The organism is Brevibacillus sp. 1238, assembly GCF_029892995.1.
In the GTDB taxonomy this organism is placed as follows: Bacteria; Bacillota; Bacilli; order Brevibacillales; family Brevibacillaceae; genus Brevibacillus; species Brevibacillus parabrevis.
Window position 1 is genome coordinate 545473 of record NZ_JARXWC010000004.1, and the last position, 20834, is coordinate 566306.

Genomic DNA, 20834 nt, shown 5'->3' on the forward strand with positions numbered 1-20834 from the left:
CCCCTCCTACGCTTTTTTTCTCTTTCCTACTCCTTGCGTGATGCGGTCCAGCAAAATCGCCATAATGACGATGGCAAGTCCCGCTTCGAAGCCTTCCCCGATCTTGATCTGCGTCACGGCGCGGTATACGTCGGCACCCAGTCCTTTCGCCCCAATCATCGAGGCGATGACGACCATGGACAGCGCCAGCATGATGCTCTGGTTGATCCCTGCCATGATCGTCGTTTTGGCGATCGGCAGTTGCACCTTCGTCAGCTTTTGCCAATAAGTCGAACCAAACGCCTCCGTAGCCTCGATCAAGTCCGCCGGCACCTGGCGAATCCCCAGATTGGTCAGACGAATCGTCGGCGGCATCGCGAAAATGACGGAAGCGATTACGCCCGGCACTTTCCCCAGTCCGAAGAAAAAGATCGCAGGAATCAAATACACAAACGCGGGCATCGTCTGCATGAAATCAAGCAGCGGCGTTACGACCTTTTGCACGGAATCACTTTTCGCGCACCAGATTCCCACGGGAATCCCGATAATGACGGAAATGAGTCCGGCTGTCAGCACCAGCGCAAGTGTTTCCATTGAATGCTCCCAATAACCCAAGTTTTGAATCAAAAGAAGTCCAATGAAAGTAAAAAGAGCGATAGACAGCTTGCCAGCCCGATACGCCAGCAGTGTAAGCAAGATGATAATCACCCAGAACGGCAGTCCGGTCAAAATCAGATTGAAAAAGTCGACCGTCCCGCCAATGCATGTCGAAATGAAATCGAACAAAAAGCCCAAATGTTCGTCCAGTCCATCTACAATCGTTTCTACCCAACTATCGAGGGGCAGCTTCGGAAAAAATTGATCCATCATTCATCCACCTGCCCTTCTTCATTTACCGGCAGTGGCGTTTCCTGGTTTACTTTTCCCGCTAATCCGCCCAACACGGCACCTTTTACGATGACACCCAGGAGGCGGTCATGATCGCCTGTCACTGCCACCGGAATATCCGAAAAAGCGACCAAGTCAAACAGTTCATTCAGGAGCGTTTGCGGCCCTACCTTCGGAACTTCGGTACGAAGCACCCACTCCAACGATTGGCCCTGTTCTTTTGCCTGGCTGACCGCATCTGCGGTCAAAACGCCGAGGAGCGTCTTCTTCTTGTCTACTACATACAAGCTGGATACACCGCGATCCCTCATCAACTGCAAGGCAACGCGCGGCCCTTTATCCAACGTAATCGTCTCGGCCCGCTTCATGACGTTCTCTGCGGAGAGCACCTTGGAACGATCCACGTCCTCCACGAAGCGCTCCACGTACTCGTTGGCCGGATTGGTCATAATTTCTTCCGGTGTGCCGATCTGGACGATCGCTCCGTCTTTCATCAAGGCAATCCGGTCACCGATTTTCAGCGCCTCATCGAGATCGTGCGTAATGAAGATGATCGTCTTTTGCATGGTGCTTTGCAGCTCCAGCAGTTCGTCCTGCATGTCCTTGCGAATGAGCGGGTCAAGTGCGCTGAATGCTTCGTCCATCAACAGCACATCCGGCTCATTGGCAAGTGCACGCGCCAGACCGACGCGCTGCTGCATTCCTCCGCTAAGCTGGTCAGGATAGCTCGCTTCCCAGCCGCCCAGTCCGACCAGTTCCAGCGATTGCTTCGCCTTGGCCTCGCGCTCTGCTTTGGCCATTCCTTGAATCTCCAGGCCATATGCTGCGTTTTCCAGGACGGTCCTGTGCGGAAACAGGGCAAACTTTTGAAATACCATCCCGAGCTTCTTTCTTCTGACCTGTTGCAGCTGTTCTGTGTTCATCCTGACGATATCCGTACCGTCGATCAGGATTTTGCCTTCCGTCGGTTCGATCAGTCGGTTCAAGAGTCGAACCAATGTCGATTTCCCGCTACCCGAAAGCCCCATGATGACGAAAATTTCGCCGGCGTGCACCTCAAAACTCGCTTGATTAACCCCAAGGGTAAGACCCGTTTCCTTCAATATATCTGTCTTGGCCTTCCCTTGTTTCACGAGGGGCAATGCGCGTTGGGGCTGTCGTCCAAAGATTTTGGTCAAATTCTCTACTTTGATCTTGGGCATATGGTCACCTCCAACTTTTACGCCCGTATCCGGACTGTTCTTTACCCTTACAATTGTAACCAGCCCACTTTTTTACCTCAAACTGGGTGAGGCTCGATAATCGGGCATTTTCAGCGTTCAGAAAAAACTTTACGTACTTTTCTTTCTGTATTCGCAGTTTATCTCGTATATACTGTTTGATATCTCCATTTACATTTTGCTGTAAGGAACGTACAATTCTAGTCAGGTAATATGACTAGAGGAGCTGCTTTTTTCAAAATGGATACGAATCAGGAAAGAATCCTCGAAAAGGCTCAAGAACGCGTGATTGAAACACTTGCCCGCAACATGGATTTGTACGGCATCACCATGTCGACGGGGCTCTTGTATGGCACGCTGCTGTTTCAGGACAAGTCGATGACGCTTGATGAAATGGGAGAAGCGCTGGGAATGAGCAAGACCAGCATGAGCACCGGCGTTCGCACCTTGATGGACTTAAATATGGTAGAAAAGATATGGAAAAAAGGAACTCGCAAAGACCACTACGAGGTCAATCTGGACTGGTACCAAAACTTCATCGACTTGTTTTCCGTGAAGTGGCGCCATGCCAGCGAGCAAAATGTGCACAGCCTGAAAAAGTCGCTTCAGGAGCTGCGCGCCCTCCAGCAATCCGAGGAGTTGACGGACGAGCTGCGAGAACGCGTGGAGCTTAGCATCCGCCGGATTGAAAACGGACTGGATTACTACTTGTGGCTATCGCGCCTGATCGACTCTTTTGAATCCCATGAAATTTTTCAGTTTGTGCCGAAAAAAGAAAGCGACTCGTAAAGACAGCTTTCTGACACATGCAACACAAACAGCCCCCTTCCTTGACTGGCAGCCAGCAGGATGGGGGCTGTTTTTACCTTCCGTTCGATTGTTCAAAAAAATCCGAATGATAAAACAGGCGATGTGTTACAATGGTTCTAGCGGATGCAGCCGCCTCTGGCTGTCCCGCTGCCATAAGCGAAGGAGCTGATGAAATATGAAAACAAATACGCAACGGCATGCTCATAGATCGATGAAAACAACCAAGAAAGAAACGGGGGGACTGCCCCGGTAGCCCCTGCATTTTGAGGAGGAACGTGAATGACGCAAAAAACAGCTCTGCTCATTATTGACGTACAAGTAGGGATTGTGGAAGGCCCGATCGGCCCTGTTTATCAAAAGACCTCGCTCGTTCAGACGATCAAAAAGCTGAGGGAAGACGCTTGGAAAAGAGCGATTCCCGTCCTATACGTGCAGGACACAGATGTCGCGGAGCTTGGCGCTGACGCTTACGCCATCCACCCCGAGCTTGCCCCGCTCCCGACGGAAACCGTGATTCTCAAACAAGCGACGGATGCTTTTCACGAGACCGATTTGCATGAACAACTGCAATCGCTCGGGATTACGCATCTCGTCATGACGGGCTGCAAAACGGAATTTTGCGTAGACAGCGCCTGCAAGCGAGCGACCACCTTGGGCTATGACGTCACACTCGTCAGTGACGGTCATTCCACAACCGACAACACCGTGCTGCGTGCAGAGCAAATTATCGCCCATCACAACGTATCGATGCATGGACTCGGGAACATCGGGCCGTTCATCCTCGTGCGCGATTCCACGGAAGATGTGCTTACACCTGCTCACGATACATATCGCTGATCCATCAGGCTCGTCTTTTCCGGAAGAAGCTGCCTGTCGCTCGCGATCAAAAAACGGGATGGCCCTCGCTGGCATCCCGTTTTTTACGTTTACTCGCCTTTTTGAATAATCTCCTGCACTCGTCCGACCTGGCCATTGGTCAAGCGAACCTTGATCCCGTGCGGATGCGTGCTGGAATTGGTCAAAATGTCCTTGACGATTCCCCGCGTCCGCACCCCTGTGCGCTGATCCTGCTTCAGGACGATATCCACTTCCAGTCCTGCTACGATATCTTTTCGATTTTTTCCGTTCATCGTCATCGCTTCCTCTCTTGTCTGTATAGCCTTTTCGTTCTTTGTTCCACCTATGATATAATCGACGGATAACCTTATTCACATCGGAGGAATCCATGCTTACTTTTGAACAAAAACTGGCGATTATCGAATCATTCCCGGAGTTGTCTCGCCACAACGTCTCGCTCAAACGGGTTAATTTTCACTACGAGGCAAGTCTTCACGACAAAAAGACAGTCGTTTACCATCTGCATCCGAACGGCAACGGCTTTGTGTTCGCAGCGTTTTTGAAGGGCTACCAAAAAGACGACAAAGGCTACGTAAACATTCGCGACTTCTCCGCAGACGAGCTGCGCCAAGTAATCGAAGCTTCCATCCAGTCGCTCTCCGTCAAGCGCGAGCCGCAGCAACCAGCAGCAGATGCCAGCGAACAAGTCGAACAAACCTGGGTCGACAAGCAAAACCGCACGCTGCTTTTGCAGCAAGAAGATTCCCTGTGGAATGTCTACCACGGCATGAACCTGGAAGCTTCTTTTGAGTCTTACGTGGAAGCGGCGCAATATTTGAAGGAAGAAGGCTTTTCTCTTTCGTAAACCGCTTGTAACAGAGTTGTCACGTCCTGTTTTTTTCCTGCCTCCCAGTGCAATCCTTTCGTTGGAGAACCCCTCTTAATATGGTACACTTCCACCTAGCTAGATGTACAATACCTATTATGATCTGGCCCGGCAGTCTTCGAGACTGCGCAGGGCCTTCCCGAAAACAGGGGGATAATTCGGAATGATCAAATACAGGGACACCCTTCTTTTTCAAATTCACAAACAACTGGAAGGCTGGCTCGCTCAGGAAGAGCCTGTCTCCCATGAAGAATTATACCGTTTTGTCCACTCGCTGAAGGGTACAGCCGGAACGATTGGTTTGCACGATTTATCCGAGCTTTCCCAATCCTTGCTGGAACAACTGGACAAGCTGGAGGCGAAGGATTGGCCGACACACGAGTGGAGCGATTTTTTGCGAGAGCTGATCACTCTCTGCTACGAGCATCGGCCCGAGCAAGAGATTTTATTAGAGGACCCCACATTGCCGCAAGAATCCACCTACGAAAACCAGCCTCTTTTGCTCATTCTAGATGATGATGTGACGCTTTTGATGTACCTCAAGGAATATTTGGAGAAGCAAAACTGGTCCGTCATCGCCACTGTGTATCCGCACAAGGCACTCGACTACTTCCACGACCTTAACCCGGATTGCCTGATACTCGACTTGAACATCCCGGAAACAGGCGGTTTTCAAGTCATGCAAACACTCAGCGAGAAAATTAAAAAGCAATACGTCCCGACGACGATCATCAGCATTGATTGCGACCGGGACACGCGCATGCGCGCTTTTCGTCTGGGGGCGGACGACGTCATGTGCAAGCCGCTTGACCTGGAGGAATTGACGGTTCGGCTGGAACGGCAGTTGGGCAGAAAACGCTGGATGGATAAAATCTTGTTCATCGACGAATTGACGGGTGCGTTCAACCGCAATTCTCTTACGGACACGTATCAACGGCTGCTGTCCGATTCGCTGCGAAATTCAACCCCGTTCTCGCTGGCCTTTATGGACATCGATCATTTCAAAAAGGTCAATGACACGCACGGGCACCTCGTAGGCGATGTTGTCTTGAGCCGCTTCGCCTCTTTCATCAAGACAAACTCCGGGAAGTACGACATCTTTTTCCGTTATGGCGGGGAAGAATTTTTGCTGCTCATGCCAAGAACGTCCGGACAAGATGCAAAGCTGCGCATCAAACAGCTGCTGGTCGACTTTCAGGCACTTTCTTTTGAATCGGCGGAAGGCAGCTTTTCTTTGAGCTTTTCTGCAGGAGTCGTGCAAATCGAGGATGGACAAAAGCCTCTCTCGCACTGGATAGACGCCGCTGATACCGCTTTATACGCTGCGAAAAACAACGGGCGTTGCCGGGTAGAGATGGCCAAGCGCAACGACGATCCAGATACGCGCACCGTGAGACTGAAAGTGGCGATTATCGACGACGATTCCTTGACCCGCACCTTGCTCGCCGACTGCGCTCGCGCCAGTCTGGAAGGATGGATTCATACAGACATCCGAACGTTCCACGAAGGCGCCGCCTTTTTTGAATCGTCCTGGCATCAAGGTCCGGAAGCGTACCTTGTCATTTTGGACGGCATCATGCCACACATGGACGGGCTTGATGTCCTGAGACTGATCCGCGCCCTGCCCAACAGCAAGCAGTACACGGTGCTCATGCTGACGGGACGCAGCGGCGAACAGGATATTGCCCGCGCCCTGCAACTGGGTGCTGACGACTATATGACCAAGCCTTTCAGCATAAAAGAGCTGGAAGCGCGCATCAAACGTTTGATCAAACGAATGATGTAGGAATGACATGGAGGAAGAAAAATGGCAACGATCTTATTAGCCGAAGACGAAGCAGTGCTGCGCATGCTGATCGGGGATACGCTTGAAGATGAAGGCCATCAGCTCGATATCGTCTGCGACGGTGAGGAAGCCTTGCAAAAAATTGGCCAGAATCAGTACGATTTGGTCATTCTCGATTACATGATGCCCAAGCTGACAGGTTTTGACGTCTTGACGCAGATGAAACAAATGCCTGAGAAACAGTCTGTGAAAGTGCTCATCCTGTCCGCAAAAAGCCAGCATGCCGAACAGGAAAAAATGCGCTCTGCCGGGGCGGACGACTTCATGCCCAAGCCGTTCAGCCCGCTGGAGCTGGTCCGCAAAGTGGAGGACATGCTCGCATGACTTCATTTCGAAAATACGTAAGGGAAAGCATTACCCGCCGCTTCGCCATCATGATGATTCTCTTTTTCTCGCTGATGGTCGCCGGGGCGCTGGTCGTGCAGATGCTGAACGATCAAGCCTTTACAAACTTTCAATCAGCCGCGCAAACGTCCAGACAGAAGCAGGAGCTGATTACGCAAATCTCGGAGCATACGAACCAGATTTTCTTTCGTGCCCGCGGCTATTATGCCTTTTTAAGCCCATATGAATACAATGAATTGTTCCTCGAAAAGAAAAAGCTGGAACAGTCGCTTCATGCTTTCAAGCAGCTTCCGCTCAGCAGCGAAGAACTTAAAATTGCCACATCCATCGAATCATTTGTAGACAATTTTTTCACCCGCGTCTTCCCTACCTCGTCAGGGTATGCACAGTCGGGTGATTACGAAGGTTTGCGCAAATTTTCGTCCAGCGGGGTAAACATGGAGGTCAACAATTTGATCAGCTATGCCACCCGCTATCAGCAAACGAATGAGCAGCTCATTTCGATGCAAAACCAGCAGTTGTTCCAGGAACTGTCTGCCCAAAGCTTGTGGTTCATCATTTACGTGCTGATGGCTCTTTTGGTATTGATCTGGGTAACGATCAAAACGACGCGCGATATCGGCCGACCGTTGATGCGGCTGACTGCCGATGCCAACCGCTTTTCGCTTGGGGAGACGCCGCAGTTGAACGGCTTGGAGCGTGACGATGAGATCGGCAAGCTCTCCCGCTCTCTCGACTACATGATGCGGCAAATCCAGAACAAAGAAGAGGCGCTGATGGCGCAAAACGAAGAGCTGCAAGCCCAGCAGGATGAACTCGTGATGCAGCAAGAGGAACTGACGGAAGCGCTGGAAAAAATGGCGGAGAACGAGCGTCATCTGGAGAAAAAGAACCAGTTTATTCTCGCGCTCACGAATACATTGGACAAGCAAACGCTTCTGTCGAGCATTGTATCCAACGCTGTGGACAGCATGGAGGCGGACAAAGGCGTCATTCTCGTGCTCGATGCCGATCGGGCTGTTGCCAGTTTCGGTGTGTCTCCGCAAGGAATCGAGCAGCTTTTGCAAGGGATTGAAGACGGTCCGCTCGTGCGCATCAAGGAAACGCACCAGCCGTATGTCATCAATCGCGAAAGCACCATGGGAGAGCGCGGTTTCCTCATGACCCCTTCCCGCACGTACGAGCTGTATCTGCCTGTTTTGGACTCGAACGAAGAAGTCGTGGCCTGCATCATTCTTGCCCGGATTGACCGCAAGTTCTCCGAGCATGAGCAACAGGTGGCAATCGGCTTGGCCAAACAAGTCTCGTTGTCATTGGACAAGCTCGCCATGTTCGAGGAGACAAAACGGCAACGGCAAGTCACGCAAGACATGCTCGATTCGGTGCAAGAAGGGATTCAGTTGCTCGATCTCGACGGCGGAACGCTACAGGTCAACCGCACCTTCCGCGACCTTATCGGCTTTGATAACTCGCACTCAACAGCGGATTTCAACATCGATCCGTTTCTCGCCCATTTGCAAAGCTGTACGGCGGAACCAAACCGTCTCGCCCAGTATATAAAAGCGGTCACACTGAACGAGGGAGATCCGCAGGAGGACAGCATTGTTTTCGAACTGACCTCCCCTACCAAGCGCTATATTCAGCTGTATGCCGAGCATCTGTACCGCGCGTCCCACAAATGGGGCACTCTCTTGGTCTATCGGGACATCACGAAGGAATACGAGATTGACCAGATGAAATCGGAATTTGTCAGCACAGTGAGCCATGAGTTGCGCACTCCGCTCGCCAGCGTGCTCGGTTTTGCCGAGCTTTTGCTGCACAAAGACTTGAAACCGGAAAGACAGCAGCGCTACATGACGGCTATTTATCAGGAAGCGACGAGACTGACGACCTTGATCAACGATTTTCTTGACTTGCAGCGCATGGAATCCGGCCGCCAAAGCTATGAGTTTGAAAAAGTCGAGATCGACTCCCTCGCCCGCGAAGTGTTTGGGATGTACCGTGCCCAATCTACGCCGCATTCGTTTGAGCTTGAGCTGCAAACGGAGCAAACGACCATCTGCGGAGATCGCGACAAGCTTCGCCAGGTGCTGGTCAACCTGATCAGCAATGCAGTCAAGTATTCACCGGACGGCGGAAGCATCCGCGTCGTTATTCGCGAAGCAAACCAAAAGCTGTTGATCGAGATTCACGATGAAGGGCTGGGCATCCCTGCGGAAGCTCTCCCTCATCTGTTTACCCGTTTTTATCGCGTAGACAATTCCGATCGCCGGGAGATTGGCGGTACGGGCCTCGGGCTTGCCATCGTTCAGGAGATCGTGCGCATTCACCACGGCGAGGTCACCGTTGCTTCCGAGGCTGGAAAAGGCAGTACGTTTACGGTCGCCCTTCCTTTGCCGGAGCCGGCGGTACGGGCCGAGCTGTTGGCGAACAACGCAGCCGCGGCGCTCGCTCCTTCCGGCCAGTCCAACGGAAAAGTCGTGATTATCGAGGACGACATGAATCTGGCCGAGCTTTTGCGTGAGGAACTGCTCAGCTCAGGCTTTACGGTCTATCCTTGTTCCACGGCCCAAGAGGCGCTCGCCGCCATTTCGGAGCTGCGTCCGGACGCCGTGGTCCTCGATCTGATTTTGCAAGATGGAGAAAGCGGCTGGCAGGTCATTGAAGCGATGCGGGAAAATCCCGAGCTGCAGACGATCCCGATCGTCATCTCCAGCGCTTTTGAAGAGAAGAAAAAAGCGTTTGACTTGGGGGCCAAGGGCTACTTGATCAAGCCTTACCACCCCGACACATTGTCGAAAGCGATCTTGCTCGCTGTGACCAGCCATGAAACGACCGGGCAAATTTTGATCCCGGATCAACTGTAATCCTTTCATAGAAAAAAGGCAGCGGATGCGTTCCGTTGCCTTTTTTCTGTGAAAAACGTCTCGACGTTTTTCATGAAATGGGATGTGACCGCTTGCGGTCAACAAAACGGTCATGACCGTTTTGGGCAGTTATTTCCTTTCTTTTATGCAGTCGGGCAGAAAATCTTGGTATATTCATGGACTTTCCATCACACATTAATAGAGGTGTTACTGTAAGCACGATGCCCTGCAAAGGAGGAGTTCATGTGTATTTCTCGAAAAAAGCAATTGTTCCGGTCGAAGAAGAGGAAACAGATGTATGGACGTGCAGCAATGATGGGTGTACGTGCTGGATGAGAGATAACTTTTCCTTTGACAAGAGCCCGAGCTGCCCTTTTTGCCATTCCGAAATGATTAAAGATACCCGGGTGCTTCCGGTTTTGACCAATCACAGCAAGCGAAACTCCTAATCTCTCCCCTCTTTTTTCTTGCGGGCACCCGCCCTCTTCTCTACAATTAAGCACATAACGTGTACGACTGATTGTTAGAGGAGCATATCTATGAACCGAAAAGAGATGGAAGATCAAGTCATCCAGGCTTACCAGCGCGACGAAGGAATGATGATTCTCGTCTTTGCCCAATGGTGTGTCAACCATGGGCTTGATGCACGTGAGCTGTATCGGGCCGCTTATCCCGCTCAAGGCGAAAATCCACTGCTCGCACAAATGCTGGAAAACACGGTGCCGAAAGAGGAAGCAGAAGAAATCCCTGACGCCACCATCCTCGGTGTCCTGTCGCTCTTTGGCAACGATGATCTGGCCTTCGTGGTCAGCCAAGCGATTGAGGAGCGGAACAAGCCGCAAAAATAAGGCCGAAAGCCACGCACAGGTGTGGCTTTTTTCCTGTCTTCCCAAACATTGGCTTGCACAGATCACAAAGATCAAATCTCTTTCAAAATTTCATTATCTAAGATGGAAGCATTCGCAATTTATTGTGTTGGCTGTCCGCAGGGTTGGACGCAGACGACTCGCCAGACGACGAACAAGTAAATGGAGAATGCCTATGTATACCGATTCGAAAATTTTGAAATCGCTGTTTTACGTCCAGTTGTTCTCAAGCTTTCTGGTCGTGGTCGGCCATTTTACTGCTTCTGTGCTGTATTTCAACGATCCGTTCTGGGTGGTCGCTCTCAATCAGATCAGTCGCTACGGCACTGTGCTTTTGACGATCGCCACCGGCTATTTGACCGCTTACTCGTTTGAGGCGAAAAGCCCGACGCCCCGCGACTTTTTTACGGGCAAGCTCCTGTACATTTTCTTGCCTTACCTGGTTTCCGGTATTCTGTACCACTATTTGCTGAAAAAAGAGATGCCGCATACGACCCTTGATTTCACAAACATCCTGATGGGGAAAACCGGCGATCATCTTTATTTTGTGTTCATGATTTGCCAGTATTACGTGTTTGCTTACTTTTTCCGCAACTGGATTACCAAACGCAACATTTTGTATGTCATCTGGCTTCTGCTCGCCGTGCAATACGTCTACATCAACTACTTGCACAAAGGCTGGCTGGAGCTGTCGACGCGGCACATGCTGCCCAGTTGGATTTTCACGCTGTACATGGGCCATCTGTTGTACTGGTACCGGGAGACGATTTTGTCCTTTTTGCGAAACAATCGCTCTATCCTGATGCTGCTTACAGGAATCGCGACCGCTGCCGCCATGTTTTTTGTCGTTTCCAGCAAGCTGTACGTGGCGGTGCATCTGACTTTTGTCTTTGCTACCTTGCTGTCTTTTCTCGTGCTGATGGTCTTTTTTTTGGAATTGGTCGATCATCTGCGTCTCAAGTTTCGCAAAGGTTTGACGTACTTTATTTTCCTGTTTCACTCCGCTTTTTTGATCCTGTTCAAAGATTTTCTGTTTGAGCAGTACGGCGAAGTCGCCTGGGTGTTCCAAAACACCTGGTACTCGCTTTTGTACCTGGGCTTGATCTTCGGGTGCAGCTTCCTGCTCTCCCTCCTGTTGGTCTGGCTGGTCAAAGGGCTGGAGCAGTTGGGCCGATTCGCCGGGAAAGCGCGACGGGAGCGGCTACAGTAAGCGTGTGTCTTGCTTGCTTTTTGTCCCATTCGGTAGACAGTAAACAAAGGGTTCATGCTGTCATGGATTCAGTCACTGTCGACCGGGTGGGGCTTTTTTTGTCAGGAAAAAGGAGGATACTACGCTGGGGGCCATCCACTTGCATCGTGTGGAGGAAAATAAAAAAAGCCATCAAAGTTGATAGCTTTTTTTGTATGATACGTATCGCCTTGCTTTGAATCTTATGTAAACTTGACTCTCCTGGTCGCTTACGTGGTTAAGGAGACATCGATTTCCTGGTTCCGGTTATTTGCCCGAATGATTTTTTGCAACTCTTCCTCATTCAAGCTCTTGATCATGGTCACAAAATTCGCTGCGATTTCAGCATCAAACTGGGTGCCGGCTCCTTCCTGAATCCGCCTCAAGGCTTCTTCCACGGACATGCCTTTCCGGTAAGGACGATCAGAAACCATGGCGTCAAACGCGTCACAGACAGCCAGTATGCGGGCTATGAGCGGGATTTCGTTTCCTTTGAGCTTATCGGGATATCCTGTCCCGTCAACCCGCTCATGATGCCAGCGAATGGCAGGGAGCAACTCGGGGAAAACCGACGTCCTTTTCAAAATCTCGTACCCGATGACCGGATGCTCCTTGATGCGTTCAAACTCCTCTTTGGACAGAGCGCCTTCCTTGTTTAAGATGTTGTCTTCTATACCGATTTTGCCAATGTCGTGAATGATCCCGCCATAGTAAACTTCCGTCGACTGCTTTGGCGGAAGTCCCATGAATTTTGCTGTTTCTCTCCCCCAGTGCGCGACGCGAAACGAGTGTCCGAGCGTGTATGGATCGCGCGCATCGATCGATGCCGCCAGGGCGATCAAGAACGAATCATTCAGGTTTTTGATCTCTTCCATCTTTTTCTGCTGATCGCTTATACTCGCAAAATACTGATGGAAAACCGAGCGAAGCAGCAAAACGGTCCCTAGCAATATCGTCAAGGAATACCCCTCGTAAGCTCCTACAAATCGCGCCCCTATCTCCCCCACTGCCATGAGCAGGAGATAAGTCATGCTGCCGCCTTGCAACATGCTTTTTATAATGACTTGAAAAGACACCTCTCTAAAATAGGAAATGCCGGCCGCGGCCAAAAGAGTGTTGCTCAGCCAGTAGACAAGGATCAGCCCGATATCCGTCAGAAACCAATAGTCGGGGTAATAGGTGCGGAAAAACTGATCCAAAGTTCCGACCAGCCAAACCGTAATCAAGACTTGGCCACTATTTGCGAGAGCTCTCGATACTTTCGATTTGAATATAAACGAAATGATGATAATCTCCAAAAGCGCTGACCAGACGCCGATCCAGGTGCCATACAGGACAATTCCCGAGAATATCACGGCATTGTTCAAGGTTAAAGGCGAATTTAGCGTGCGAATGGGAGTAAACGAGCTGACCAAGGTCAAAATGGTGTAAGTCGCCATGACTCCCCAATGTTCATTCACACCCCAAGAGGTAATGATTGAAATGATCACCAGCAGCCCGGCTACCGGAAATAAGCATTGAACAAGTAATCCTAGAGCAAAATGACTAAAGTTCTTGGTTGGTTTCATGGATTTTACCCTCGCGGAGTCTGATTAGAGATATTGGTTTTCCCATTACGCGTTGTACAAGCAAGAACGCGCCTATCATAATGAAAATATCGCCAATACTGATGACTCTTGCAATTGGGAACGGCATAAACATTATGTCTGTCAAAAATGGCAAATTGGTTGAATTATCCAAAACCGAGTGCTTGAAATCGGTCCCGTTTACAATCGGATCGACCGAGTATTTCAGCTTCTTTGCAAGTTCGAGGTCAATGGGCATTTTCCCAAAGTTCGACCAGATTGCGATCGCATTAAAGAACCAGCCAATCATGAAAAATCTGATATCTTCATGCTCTCTGTTGGAATAGAAGAAGATGAGTAGACACAAATACGCAACTGAGACAAAAACTCTTCCCCACGTTGGCATGAGCGCGGATAGAATCTGCAAAAGCACAGCGATTCCAAAAACAGAAAATTTATTAAATTTTGGTAATTCTTTTATTCTGCCTCCCCGTATCAATGCCACAACAAAAGAGATGAATATAATATCTAGCAACATGATAGAACCATCCTCCGATACAGTAAAAAAACACCACTAAGAAGCGGTGTTTTCTTACTTCATTCACGCTGTTATGTAATATGCCAGTTTGCAGATGTTGCTCCTACGATTGCCGCAACGAGGAGAAATGCGTAAACTATTTTTTTCATAAAGACATCCCCCTTTTGTATGGTATAAACATGCATTACAATTGAATTGGTATACATATCCATAATAGAGTGCTACGTAGCTGCTACGATCAATTTTACAGTATTAGCCAACTATCGACATTAGTTATCTTAACCTATTTTCAGCACTCTACCTCTGTTTACCTTAGGTATATTTTCCCCCTACTTCATCGGAATTTCAATAGGGAATGTCGTTTTCATAGCTTGTTTTCATAATTTTACCTATTGTATAAAAGAATGCAGTCTTGATCGCTCATTTGCCCTTAGTGCTTTTTCTCTATTCTTCCTGGTTAATGCGGTCCAGGTCGACATGTATGCATATGGGAAATGTTGAATCTAGCAGGAGTTACTGCCATGTCGAGAAAAGGTAGCTCTGGCTGTAGTCAGCATGTTCATCGGCGCACGTATTGGCGCTGGCCGAGCGTGAGCCATTCCCATCCTGGAAACTGCTTTTGGGGATTCTTGCCCATCTTAACCGAGAAGCGCTCTCTTGAAAAGCCTGTAACCGGGACAAAAGCCCGGATGTTCCTTGCAGACTCTAGCCAATTTTACAACAAAAATCGCGTTCAGAAAACTCGGCGACCTCTCCCCCGCAGATTACAAGGAAGCGACCGCCGTATCATTCGAGCCTTTTTCGTTGTCCACTCGACAGGGAGATGCGCATGAGCTCAGTCGCAAATGCAGGTCGTTTTGATTGCGCTGGCTGATCAAGTATGTCTGAAGTACATGGAAAAGACCGTCTGCTGATCAGACGACTCGCATGCGATCATCCCGCCATGGCGCTCGATGATCTCCTTGCAAACGTACAACCCGATCCCCGTTCCCAGCTCTTTCGTTGTAAAGAACGGCTCGAAGATGACTGACAGCAGGTCGGGCGGGATGGGAGCGCCATTGTTGGAAATCGTGATCACGGCCATTTCTTCGGTTTGGGCCCCTTTGATCGCCACTTCTTTCTCCCCGTTTTTCCGTTGCAGCGCGTCCAGCGCGTTGGAAATGATGTTGATGAACACTTGCCTCATCTCGTCCCTGTAGCCGACCAAAAGCAGGGCAGGGTCAATCGAGCACGTAATGTGCGCGTTGACATCCACGATGTTTGGATAGAGGAAGGACAAAATCTCCTCGAACAGTAGAGCTATGCTAAAGACTTCTGTTTTTTTATGTACAGCTCCCTTTTTGGATACAAGCAAAAATTGGGAGACACGGTAGTTCAGCTGATGAAGCTCGTTCTCGATAATATCCACGTACGGCAGGTTCGGGTAATCTTCTTTTAGCAATCGGGAAAATCCCATAATGGAGGTTAGCGGATTGCGAAATTCATGGACAAAGCTCGAAGCCATCTGTCCCAAAATCGTCAGCCTGTCTTTGTGAGACCGCTCAATAAACAGCTTCTTTTCCTCCAGATCGCTGTCTTTCAGTTCGGTATATTTGGACACGGCATGCACCAGAAAGACATCGAAGCATTCGTTTATTTTAATGAGTGCTGGAAGCAGAACATTTGGAGAAAAGGGGCCTTTTTGCAAGGTATCAATCACCAGCTCACGCCCCATGCAGACGTTAAAAACAAAATCGCCAATGTTAATTTGGGCTTGATTCCGCTCATGTGCTACTTTATAGGCAAGATCCTTGATGTCCTCATGAGTAATCTTCGAACGAAGATATCCGGCCACCATGCGATACATGGCTTGTCCGTTCAAAGGAATAATCTCGTTGAACTGATCGTGCTCAGCCACCTTAATCCGTCTCCTGAACTCTTCCACTGCCGCATCCTCATGCTCGTCCAAATATAGTGCCAAGTCGTCCATCGCCATCTATCCCCACTCCGAATGATCGGCATACTAATTCCGATAATATTATACTATCGATTCAACATTTATTGACTAAATATTTTTACTACTCCTATCATTGTACACCGTTCGACGCTGAATTACATTTGAAAGTCATTCTTATTGAGAAAACAGCTGAGAAAACTTTTTACGGGGCGACAGAATCGGTGCGCTGTTTTTTTCGAATAAAAAAGCAAAGGGACGGTTGCTCGTTCCGTCCCTTTGCCTGTAAAGCTTTAGTTTAGTCTGACAATAGTTAGCGTGGCCCCGGCGCCAGTCAACAGCGTAGCTGCTCCCAACAGGCCGAAGAGCTGAAGCGTGATCGTCGAGTTCGCTCCCAACGGAGCAATGATTGTGTTGTGGAAGGAAGAGAGGGACAGCGTTGGTGCAACGATTGACGGAGTGAATGGAGAGCCGTTAATGACAAGACGTGTACTGACCAGCAAAGCGGCTGTCGTATTGATCGAATACGACAAGAGGTAATTCCCCGCTGATGGCACGGTAAAGGTGGTGTTGGCGCCATTGACGGTTACACCGTTCAGGATCTGATTGTTGGGCAAAGGTACGTTCGTGCCGCCCAATACAACTGCGATGAGCGCCCCGCTTGTATTTGCACCGAACGCGTTGATGTTTGTGAAGACGGTTCCGGTGGCGCCTGTGGCTCCCGTGGCTCCGGTTGCTCCCGTGGCTCCGGTTGCTCCCGTGACTCCAGTTGACCCCGTGGCTCCAGTTGCTCCCGTAGCTCCCGTAGCTCCAGTTGACCCCGTGGCTCCGGTTGATCCCGTAACTCCGGTTGACCCCGTGGCTCCGGTTGATCCCGTAGCTCCAGTTGATCCCGTAGCTCCAGTTGACCCCGTGGCTCCGGTTGATCCCGTAGCTCCAGTTGCTCCCGTGGCTCCAGTTGATCCCGTGACTCCAGTTGCTCCCGTCTCTCCGGTTGCTCCCGTCTCTCCGGTTGCTCCCGTAGCTCCGGTTACTCCCGTTTCTCCGGTTGACCCTGTCTCTCCGGTTACTCCCGTAACCCCGGTTGCTCCCGTTGCTCCAGTTGACCCCGTAGCTCCAGTTGACCCCGTGGCTCCGGTTGATCCCGTCTCTCCCGTAACCCCAGTTGCTCCCGTGACTCCAGTTGCTCCCGTAACTCCGGTTACTCCCGTTTCTCCGGTTGCTCCCGTTGCTCCCGTTGCTCCCGTTGCTCCCGTCTCTCCGGTTGCTCCCGTCTCTCCGGTTGCTCCCGTAGCTCCAGTCGACCCCGTGGTTCCGGTTGCTCCCGTGACTCCAGTTGACCCCGTGGCTCCGGTTACTCCCGTTTCTCCGGTTGACCCTGTCTCTCCGGTTACTCCCGTAACCCCGGTTGCTCCCGTTGCTCCAGTTGACCCCGTGGTTCCGGTTGCTCCCGTTTCTCCGGTTGCTCCCGTAACTCCGGTTGCTCCAGTTACTCCAGTTGCTCCCGTGGCTCCAGTTGACCCCGTAGCTCCAGTTGGCCCCGTGGTTCCGGTTGCTCCCGTAACTCCGGTTGCTCCCGTAACTCCGGTTGCTCCCGTAACTCCGGTTGACCCCGTGGCTCCGGTTACTCCCGTTTCTCCGGTTGACCCTGTCTCTCCGGTTACTCCCGTAACCCCGGTTGCTCCCGTAGCTCCAGTTGACCCCGTGGCTCCGGTTGCTCCCGTCTCTCCTGTCGCTCCCGTAACCCCAGTTGCTCCCGTGACTCCAGTTGCTCCCGTAACTCCGGTTACTCCCGTGGCTCCGGTTGATCCCGTGGCTCCGGTTGATCCCGTAGCTCCAGTTGACCCCGTGGTTCCGGTTGCTCCCGTCTCTCCGGTTGCTCCCGTGACTCCGGTTGCTCCCGTAGCTCCAGTTGACCCCGTGGCTCCCGTCTCTCCAGTTGACCCCGTGGCCCCGGTTACTCCCGTCTCTCCGGTTGCTCCCGTGGCCCCGGTTACTCCCGTCTCTCCTGTCGCTCCCGTGGCTCCGGTTGACCCCGTAGCTCCAGTTGCTCCCGTCTCTCCGGTTGCTCCCGTAGCTCCAGTTGACCCCGTGGTTCCAGTTGCTCCCGTTTCTCCTGTTGCTCCCGTAACTCCGGTTACTCCCGTGGCTCCGGTTGCTCCCGTAGCTCCAGTTGCTCCCGTAGCTCCAGTTGCTCCCGTGGCTCCGGTTGATCCCGTAGCTCCAGTTGATCCCGTAGCTCCAGTTGACCCCGTGGTTCCGGTTGCTCCCGTCTCTCCTGTTGCTCCAGTTACTCCTGTTGCTCCCGTAGCTCCAGTTGACCCCGTGGTTCCGGTTGCTCCCGTCTCTCCTGTTGCTCCCGTGGCCCCGGTTACTCCCGTCTCTCCTGTCGCTCCCGTGGCTCCGGTTGACCCCGTCTCTCCAGTTGCTCCCGTCTCTCCGGTTGCTCCCGTGACTCCAGTTGATCCCGTAGCTCCAGTTGACCCAGTGGCTCCGGTTGCTCCCGTGACTCCAGTTGACCCCGTGGCTCCCGTCTCTCCGGTTGATCCCGTAGCTCCAGTTGACCCCGTGGTTCCGCTTGCTCCCGTCTCTCCGGTTGCTCCCGTAACTCCTGTTGCTCCCGTAACCCCGGTTGCTCCCGTGGTTCCAGTTGACCCCGTGGCTCCGCTTGATCCCGTCTCTCCTGTCGCTCCCGTACCCCCAGTTGCTCCCGTAACTCCGGTTACTCCCGTTTCTCCGGTTGCTCCCGTAACTCCGGTTACTCCCGTTTCTCCGGTTGATCCCGTAGCTCCAGTTGCTCCCGTCTCTCCTGTTGCTCCCGTAGCTCCAGTTGACCCCGTGGTTCCGCTTGCTCCCGTCTCTCCGGTTGCTCCCGTAACTCCTGTTGCTCCAGTTACTCCGGTTGCTCCCGTAGCTCCAGTTGACCCCGTGGCTCCGGTTGATCCCGTGGCTCCGGTTGCTCCCGTGGCTCCGGTTGCTCCCGTGGCTCCCGTCTCTCCTGTCGCTCCCGTAACCCCAGTTGCTCCCGTCTCTCCGGTTGCTCCCGTAGCTCCAGTTGACCCCGTGGCTCCGGTTGCTCCCGTGACTCCAGTTGACCCCGTGGCTCCCGTCTCTCCTGTTGCTCCCGTGGCTCCGGTTACTCCCGTTTCTCCGGTTGACCCTGTCTCTCCGGTTACTCCCGTCTCTCCTGTTGCTCCCGTGGCCCCGGTTACTCCCGTCTCTCCTGTCGCTCCCGTGGCTCCGGTTGACCCCGTCTCTCCAGTTGCTCCCGTGACTCCGGTTGCTCCCGTAGCTCCAGTTGACCCCGTGGCTCCCGTCTCTCCGGTTGCTCCCGTAGCTCCAGTTGACCCCGTGGTTCCAGTTGCTCCCGTTTCTCCTGTTGCTCCCGTAACTCCGGTTACTCCCGTGGCTCCAGTTGACCCCGTGGCTCCGGTTGCTCCCGTAACTCCGGTTACTCCCGTGGCTCCGGTTGCTCCCGTGACTCCAGTTGACCCCGTGGCTCCGGTTGCTCCCGTAGCTCCGGTTGCTCCCGTCTCTCCAGTTGCTCCCGTAGCTCCAGTTGACCCCGTGACTCCAGTTGATCCCGTGACTCCAGTTGACCCCGTGGCTCCCGTCTCTCCGGTTGCTCCCGTAACTCCAGTTGCTCCCGTGGCTCCGGTTACTCCCGTTTCTCCGGTTGACCCTGTCTCTCCGGTTACTCCCGTAACCCCGGTTGCTCCCGTAGCTCCAGTTGAACCCGTGGCTCCGGTTGCTCCCGTAGCTCCAGTTGACCCCGTGGTTCCGGTTGCTCCCGTCTCTCCAGTTGCTCCCGTGACTCCGGTTGCTCCCGTAGCTCCAGTTGACCCCGTGGCTCCCGTCTCTCCAGTTGACCCCGTGGCCCCGGTTACTCCCGTCTCTCCTGTTGCTCCCGTGGCCCCGGTTACTCCCGTCTCTCCTGTCGCTCCCGTGGCTCCGGTTGACCCCATAGCTCCAGTTGCTCCCGTCTCTCCGGTTGCTCCCGTCTCTCCTGTTGCTCCAGTTGACCCCGTCTCTCCTGTCGCTCCCGTAACCCCAGTTGCTCCCGTGACTCCAGTTGCTCCCGTAACTCCGGTTACTCCCGTTTCTCCGGTTGCTCCGGTTGCTCCCGTAGCTCCAGTTGAACCCGTGGCTCCGGTTGCTCCCGTAGCTCCAGTTGCTCCCGTCTCTCCTGTTGCTCCCGTGACTCCGGTTGCTCCCGTAACTCCAGTTGCTCCCGTGGCTCCAGTTGACCCCGTAGCTCCAGTTGACCCCGTGGTTCCGGTTGCTCCCGTTTCTCCAGTTGCTCCCGTAACTCCGGTTGACCCCGTGGCTCCGGTTGATCCCGTCGCTCCAGTTGCTCCCGTCGCTCCAGTTGACCCCGTGGCTCCCGTGGCTCCCGTCTCTCCGGTTGCTCCCGTCTCTCCGGTTGCTCCCGTAACCCCAGTTGCTCCCGTAACCCCAGTTGCTCCCGCGACTCCGGTTGCTCCCGTAGCTCCGGTTGCTCCCGTGACTCCAATTGACCCCGTGGCTCCCGTAACTCCGGTTGCTCCCGTAACTCCGGTTGCTCCCGTGATTCCAGTTGCTCCCGTCTCTCCAGTTACTCCCGTGGCTCCGGTGATCCCAGTTGCTCCTGTCTCTCCAGTTACTCCCGTGGCTCCGATTGCTCCCGTGACTCCGGTTGCTCCCGTAACTCCGGTTACTCCCGTAGCTCCAGTTGATCCCGTGGCTCCGGTTGTTCCCGTCTCTCCTGTCGCTCCCGTAACCCCAGTTGCTCCCGTAACCCCAGTTGCTCCCGTAACTCCGGTTGCTCCCGTAGCTCCAGTTGACCCCGTGGCTCCGGTTACTCCCGTCTCTCCTGTTGCTCCCGTAGCTCCAGTTGATCCCGTCTCTCCAGTTGATCCCGTCTCTCCAGTTGATCCCGTCTCTCCAGTTGATCCCGTGACTCCGGTTGCTCCCGTAGCTCCAGTTGACCCCATGGCCCCGGTTACTCCCGTCTCTCCGGTTGCTCCCGTGACTCCGGTTGCTCCCG

Annotated in this window: 16 protein-coding genes; 9 read left to right on the top strand and 7 right to left on the bottom strand. The window is 52.6% G+C overall.

Translation table 11 applies throughout. The annotated features are described in order from the left end of the window. Positions 1-6: 6 nt before the first annotated feature. Together M2298_RS13520 and proV are read right to left on the bottom strand one after the other, a co-directional pair. Positions 7-846 carry an ABC transporter permease gene (locus tag M2298_RS13520; protein WP_122966541.1) on the bottom strand — a complete coding sequence of 280 codons (840 nt, stop codon included), beginning with the start codon at positions 844-846 and terminating at the stop codon, positions 7-9. Further along, positions 846-2069 (bottom strand): glycine betaine/L-proline ABC transporter ATP-binding protein ProV, encoded by a 1224-nt coding sequence (gene proV, locus M2298_RS13525; protein WP_122966540.1) that lies wholly within the window; start codon positions 2067-2069, stop codon positions 846-848. The genes M2298_RS13520 and proV overlap by 1 nt, the downstream gene beginning before the upstream one ends. Before the next feature lie 258 nt (positions 2070-2327). Between proV and M2298_RS13530 the strand changes: the two genes are divergently transcribed. Beyond that, positions 2328-2876: a GbsR/MarR family transcriptional regulator gene (locus M2298_RS13530; RefSeq protein WP_063226756.1), complete on the top strand. Its 549-nt coding sequence runs from the start codon at positions 2328-2330 to the stop codon at positions 2874-2876. A 300-nt stretch (positions 2877-3176) separates the two neighbouring features. Then, positions 3177-3734, top strand: a complete 558-nt coding sequence (locus M2298_RS13535) for a cysteine hydrolase family protein (protein WP_122966539.1) — start codon at positions 3177-3179, stop codon at positions 3732-3734. An 89-nt stretch (positions 3735-3823) separates the two neighbouring features. Here M2298_RS13535 and M2298_RS13540 read toward each other — a convergent pair whose 3' ends face one another. Further along, a complete protein-coding gene (locus tag M2298_RS13540) occupies positions 3824-4027 on the bottom strand; it encodes a YwbE family protein (protein WP_274874400.1) in 204 nt (67 codons plus the stop codon). A gap of 95 nt (positions 4028-4122) precedes the next feature. On the opposite strand from M2298_RS13540, the gene M2298_RS13545 reads away from it, so the two are divergent. The 7 genes from M2298_RS13545 to M2298_RS13575 all read left to right on the top strand — a co-directional run bounded on the left by M2298_RS13545 (position 4123) and on the right by M2298_RS13575 (position 11754). Then, entirely contained in the window at positions 4123-4599 is a 477-nt protein-coding gene (locus M2298_RS13545) for a hypothetical protein (RefSeq protein WP_122966538.1), read from the top strand. Positions 4600-4783: 184 nt separating this feature from the next. Beyond that, on the top strand, positions 4784-6406 hold the full coding sequence (locus M2298_RS13550; protein WP_122966537.1) for a response regulator: 1623 nt from the start codon (positions 4784-4786) through the stop codon (positions 6404-6406). A gap of 21 nt (positions 6407-6427) precedes the next feature. Continuing rightward, positions 6428-6790: a response regulator transcription factor gene (locus M2298_RS13555; RefSeq protein WP_122966536.1), complete on the top strand. Its 363-nt coding sequence runs from the start codon at positions 6428-6430 to the stop codon at positions 6788-6790. Next, positions 6787-9678: an ATP-binding protein gene (locus tag M2298_RS13560; RefSeq protein ID WP_217022166.1), complete on the top strand. Its 2892-nt coding sequence runs from the start codon at positions 6787-6789 to the stop codon at positions 9676-9678. The genes M2298_RS13555 and M2298_RS13560 overlap by 4 nt, the downstream gene beginning before the upstream one ends. A gap of 245 nt (positions 9679-9923) precedes the next feature. Then, on the top strand, positions 9924-10127 hold the full coding sequence (locus tag M2298_RS13565) for a cold-shock protein (protein WP_063226749.1): 204 nt from the start codon (positions 9924-9926) through the stop codon (positions 10125-10127). Positions 10128-10217: 90 nt separating this feature from the next. Further along, positions 10218-10526, top strand: a complete 309-nt coding sequence (locus M2298_RS13570) for a hypothetical protein (RefSeq protein WP_122966534.1) — start codon at positions 10218-10220, stop codon at positions 10524-10526. Between the two features lie 193 nt (positions 10527-10719). Beyond that, positions 10720-11754 (top strand): acyltransferase family protein, encoded by a 1035-nt coding sequence (locus M2298_RS13575; protein WP_173596618.1) that lies wholly within the window; start codon positions 10720-10722, stop codon positions 11752-11754. A gap of 248 nt (positions 11755-12002) precedes the next feature. On the opposite strand, the gene M2298_RS13580 is transcribed toward M2298_RS13575, so the two are convergent. From M2298_RS13580 to M2298_RS13595, 4 genes are all read right to left on the bottom strand, one after another. Beyond that, positions 12003-13340, bottom strand: coding sequence for an HD-GYP domain-containing protein (locus tag M2298_RS13580; protein WP_122966532.1), 1338 nt, complete (start codon positions 13338-13340; stop codon positions 12003-12005). Then, a complete protein-coding gene (locus M2298_RS13585; RefSeq protein WP_122966531.1) occupies positions 13318-13875 on the bottom strand; it encodes a DUF5317 domain-containing protein in 558 nt (185 codons plus the stop codon). The genes M2298_RS13580 and M2298_RS13585 overlap by 23 nt, the downstream gene beginning before the upstream one ends. An 874-nt stretch (positions 13876-14749) precedes the next feature. Next, positions 14750-15850: a histidine kinase N-terminal domain-containing protein gene (locus tag M2298_RS13590; protein WP_122966530.1), complete on the bottom strand. Its 1101-nt coding sequence runs from the start codon at positions 15848-15850 to the stop codon at positions 14750-14752. A 251-nt stretch (positions 15851-16101) separates the two neighbouring features. After that, positions 16102-20834, bottom strand: a 4733-nt coding sequence (locus M2298_RS13595; protein ID WP_280648617.1) for a beta strand repeat-containing protein, incomplete at its 5' end; no start/stop codon positions are given.